The following is a 4,263-nucleotide window of genomic DNA, read 5'->3' as shown; positions in this document are numbered from 1 at the left end:
CCGCCCGGTATTCGGGTCGTAATACCGAGATTGTAGCAAGTAAAGGGAAGTCTCGGCTGGATTAATCTATGTAGCCCGATAATCAGAATGGCTGATTATCGGTAATTTTCTAATTTAAAGTGTCGTTCCGACAAATCGGTAAATAATATTGATTTCCTGCTGTGTCGTGCCGTCGGCTTTCACCGGATGGCCTATTTCGATACGTTCAATCAACTGGTTGAGCATATTCGCCGTGAGGGTTTCCACATCCAGATACGCCCCGATGACTTCGCTCAGCTTTTGCAGATTTTCGGCGTATTCGTCCTTCTTGTCAAGTTCATTCTGGATAACGCCTGACCTCCCGGTAAGCTGCTTTTGCTCCTGCTGGTAGTCATTCAGCATTTTGTGATAGCTGTCTGTATCCAGCAAATCACAGGCATAATCCTCATACAGCTTTCTTGTGATCTTTCCCAGCGCACCAAGCCGCTTCTGGATTTTTGCCCTTTCCGCTTCCAGCTTGTCCCGCTTGCTCTGCTTCATGGCCTGACTGCGGATACGGCGGATTAGATCGCCACTTTCAATTCCCTGGGCTACCCGCTGAATACATTCCAACACCGTATCATACAAATTCTGATAGTAAATGTAGTTGTAATGCGGACACTTTTCAGGATATCGGAAATGGTATCGGCAAGTCAGTATTTCACGTTTACGATATTTTCTCGACTTGATTTCGAATGTCATCCGGCTGCCGCAATCCGCACAGAACACCAGACTTTTAAATACATTGTCAAAGTTATGCTGTTTCGGCTTGTGCCGCATTCTGACTAATTCCTGTACCCTGTCAAAATCCTCATGGCTCACAATCGCTTCATGCGTATTTTCAACGATGATACGGCGGTCTTTCGGCACCTTGACCCGTTCCTTGGTTTTGTAATTGGCAACCTCAAATTTGTGGTTTTCCATGTCGCCGGTATATACTCGATTCTTTAATATTTGCTGAACGGTGACATTGCACCATCGGAATATATCGTCTCCGTCTTTACCGTTGTTATACCGCTCGAATCGCGTATCGCCGTTTTGCGCCTTGTACAATGCCGGAACGAGGACTTTTCGCTCCGTAAGGATTTTGGTGATTAGTATGGTGCTGTTTCCGGCAAGTGCTAACCGGAACATGTCCTTTACCACCGCTGCCGGCTCGTCATCCACAATCAACTGATTTCGGTTAATAGGGTTGACCTTGTAGCCGTAAGGAGGCTGTGCGCTGATATAATAGCCGCTGTAGGCTCGCTGTCGTTTGGCAGACTTCACCTTGCGGGACAGGTCTTTTGCATACATATCATTGAGGATATTTTTAAAGGGAGCTATGTCGTTGTCGTCCTTGTTGGTATCTACGCCGTCATTCACGGCGATGTAGCGCACCTTCTTGCGGCTGAAATAGATGTCGGTGTAATACCCTGTCTGGATGTAGTCGCGCCCTAAACGGCTCAAATCTTTGGTGATGACCAGATTGATCTTGCCATCATCAATGTCGGTCAGCAATCGCTGAAAATCGGGGCGGTCAAAGTTCAGACCGGAATATCCGTCGTCCGCGTACACCCCGTAAATGGGAAAGCCTTGATCCTGACAGTATTTCTCCAGCATCATCCTTTGTGTTTGGATACTGACGCTTTCTCCCGCCTGTTCATCATCCTTGCTGAGTCGGCAGTAAATAGCGGCGTTGTAACTTGACGTTTGATATATTCCCATTTGTTCCATTTCTACTCCTTTCGGGAACAACATGCGATTTGGGAATTGTCTATTATATCATTTTTCTCTTCCCGCGTACATGTGTTTCTGGAATTTTCTCCATTCTCTGAGAGAAAAATGTCTGCGAAAATCTCCTGCGGTTTCCTTGTGCCGGAATAGTTCTCTTTTACAATAAACTGGGTAACAGTGCTGGCACGTTTCATGTTTTTCGGTTTCTCCACACACAAAACCTCCTCAATCGTCGTCATCCAAGTCTCGAGGATCGTCGGTCAGCGGATCAAAATCCTCAAGCTTGATTTTCTTCCGCCCATCATTTTCGGGCAGCTTCTTCCCCACCAAATCGTACTGCATCCGCTTAATCTGTTCATCGTCGAGAAACTCCCGCAAGCCCTCGCCGTTCTTTGAGTTTGCGTACGCGAGGGCTTTCCGGCGCGCCATCCGTTCAATTTTTTCAAAGCTGGAATAACGGTCACGGTCGAGCAAATCGGCCACCGCCGTGATATTGGTAAAATACGCTGCCGCCGATATAATTGTCAGGCGGTTAATGAGCGCCGCAAGCCGGTTGCTTTGACTTTTCAGTTGGATTGCTAATGCCTGTTCGATGATTCCGGTAATGCGCTGAATGTCGTCTACGTTGCTTTGAATGCCAAGCATTTCATCAACCGCCCGCCGGATGAGGTCGGAGACGGTCGTGTGGTTTCTCGACGCCAGCTTTTCCAGCGCGTTCAGCATGCTTGATGGAAAAACCACCGACCGCCTATGCGTGTCCATCCCCTGTGATCTTCGTTTCTTCGCCATAAAAATACCTCTCTTTCCCGTATCACACCTTTGTGTGATGCGAATCATAAAATCACACCGTTAAAAGCTCTGCTTTTAAGCCGTTTCTCTGCGAGGCGTAACCTCGCTATTCCTGCCTTGACCGCAAAATCGGAGATTTTGCGTCCCGGCTTCCCTCCGGGAAGGGGGAGCGGTGCCATGCCGGAAGATTTTCATATGCCGTAAGCCGTGCAAAAATTCCCCCTCATCTAACGCACTCAAAAGGAGGGGGTGTACAAGTGTGAGAACAAAAAATGATAGCGAGTAAAAAATCCTCCTCACCTAACGCACTTAAAATGAGGAAGTGTACGGGTACAAGAGCAAGTATTTTTGGGCAGGCATGGCAGACGCAAAAAAATCCCCTCACCTAATGCACTCAAAACCGGGTGCTGTACAGGTGAGGGGAAAGACAATTTACAGTTTGTTTACAATTGCATGGATTTTCGCTTGTTATCCATCTTCCATCTGGATCTCATGAATAAGGCTTCGGATTTGTGCATCGCTCATATCGGGATACCGCTTTCTATACTGATGAAACAAATTGTCTTCGCGGGAAGCCGCACTCCGGTCAATACTCCGGCAATATTCCTGCATTTCGCCGTTCAAAGCCATTTGCGCATATTCAAGCGGATGCTCGATTTTCAAGGCCTCCAGCCGTCCTAATGCGGCAATACTGCCGTCAATCTCTGCTTCTATTTCCTTGCAGAGCAGGGACAGCTTCGTATTATCTGAAAAAAATACTTCGACCGTTCCGTCATCCCAATTGTACTCGCATTTTATGATTTTCATAAGTAACCTTCTACGCCTCTTTGGCGGCGCTCTCACTGTGCACTTCAATCATCATCAAAGCTGCCAGACGAAAGCCGTAGATAAAGGTATCCGTTAATTCCATGGTGGTTGACTGACAATGCAGATTTTCCAGATTTTCAAGCTGTTGTTTATCCTCATCGGACAGCTTACCTTTGAGGTATTGCTTGATTTCGCTGATTTCGCGGTTTATGGAACGATATGCGGGATCTGTGGGACATATCCGCTCGAAGGGATAGACATTGCCGTTGTACAGCTCGGTTAAAATGGATTTCATGGTTGTTTTTCATTCCTTTCAATTCGTTGTGAGACAAAAGCCTTGAAAGAATTTTCAGCGCATGATATAATATTTACGCTGAAATTGTCTTTGGGCAATTGTCGGTATTGGAAGTGGCTTCTTTTCTTTGATGGGGAAGAGCCGCTTCCTCTCATTTTTTCTGGAGCTCGTCATACAAGTTCTGGACACCTTTTCTTAGAACATCAGACCGTGTGGTATTGAGTTCTTTTTTACAATACTCAATCTTTTCAATCGTTATTTTATCGAGTCTGAGTTTAATTTCCGTATCCAGTGGATTTTCTGGACGAGGCCCCGGCTTCTTGCGTGCAGTAATAAGCATCACCTCCGACTTGTGCACCCAAGATAATTATAATCACGGGTGCATAAGTTGTCAAGCCTTTTAGAAAAAATATACAGAAACAAAAAGCAACAGCGCCACCCACAAGGGCAGCGCTGTTTGCTTAACCGACAATTCTCATTTGTTGTTCTGCTTCTTAACTAATTTACATACATATCAATTTGAATCGTTGCGTTAAGATAATTGACTACATTTAAAAAATCTTTATCAAAGCAAATGGCTGGCGTTTTATTTTTATTAAACTTTGGTATTATACAAAAATCCGCGCTACCATCATATG

At 45.7% G+C, this 4,263-nt stretch carries 4 protein-coding genes; all 4 read right to left on the bottom strand.

The genetic code is table 11. The features are described from left to right. Positions 1 to 114 precede the first annotated feature (114 nt). Entirely contained in the window at positions 115 to 1,725 is a 1,611-nt protein-coding gene (locus ABF463_RS14045) for a recombinase family protein (RefSeq protein WP_415534588.1), read from the bottom strand. Between the two features lie 234 nt (positions 1,726 to 1,959). Beyond that, complete coding sequence (locus ABF463_RS14040; RefSeq protein ID WP_415534586.1) at positions 1,960 to 2,523, bottom strand: hypothetical protein; 564 nt, start codon at positions 2,521 to 2,523, stop codon at positions 1,960 to 1,962. A gap of 468 nt (positions 2,524 to 2,991) precedes the next feature. After that, entirely contained in the window at positions 2,992 to 3,330 is a 339-nt protein-coding gene (locus tag ABF463_RS14035; protein ID WP_415534584.1) for a DUF6061 family protein, read from the bottom strand. Positions 3,331 to 3,340: 10 nt separating this feature from the next. Then, positions 3,341 to 3,625, bottom strand: coding sequence for a DUF6809 family protein (locus tag ABF463_RS14030; protein ID WP_415534582.1), 285 nt, complete (start codon positions 3,623 to 3,625; stop codon positions 3,341 to 3,343). Between the last annotated feature and the right edge of the window lie 638 nt (positions 3,626 to 4,263).

It is taken from the genome of Ethanoligenens sp., assembly GCF_047718355.1.
In the GTDB taxonomy this organism is placed as follows: domain Bacteria; phylum Bacillota; class Clostridia; order Oscillospirales; family Ethanoligenentaceae; genus Ethanoligenens.
The sequence above is the reverse complement of the archived record's forward strand: the minus strand, read 5'-3'. Positions and strand labels throughout refer to the sequence as shown.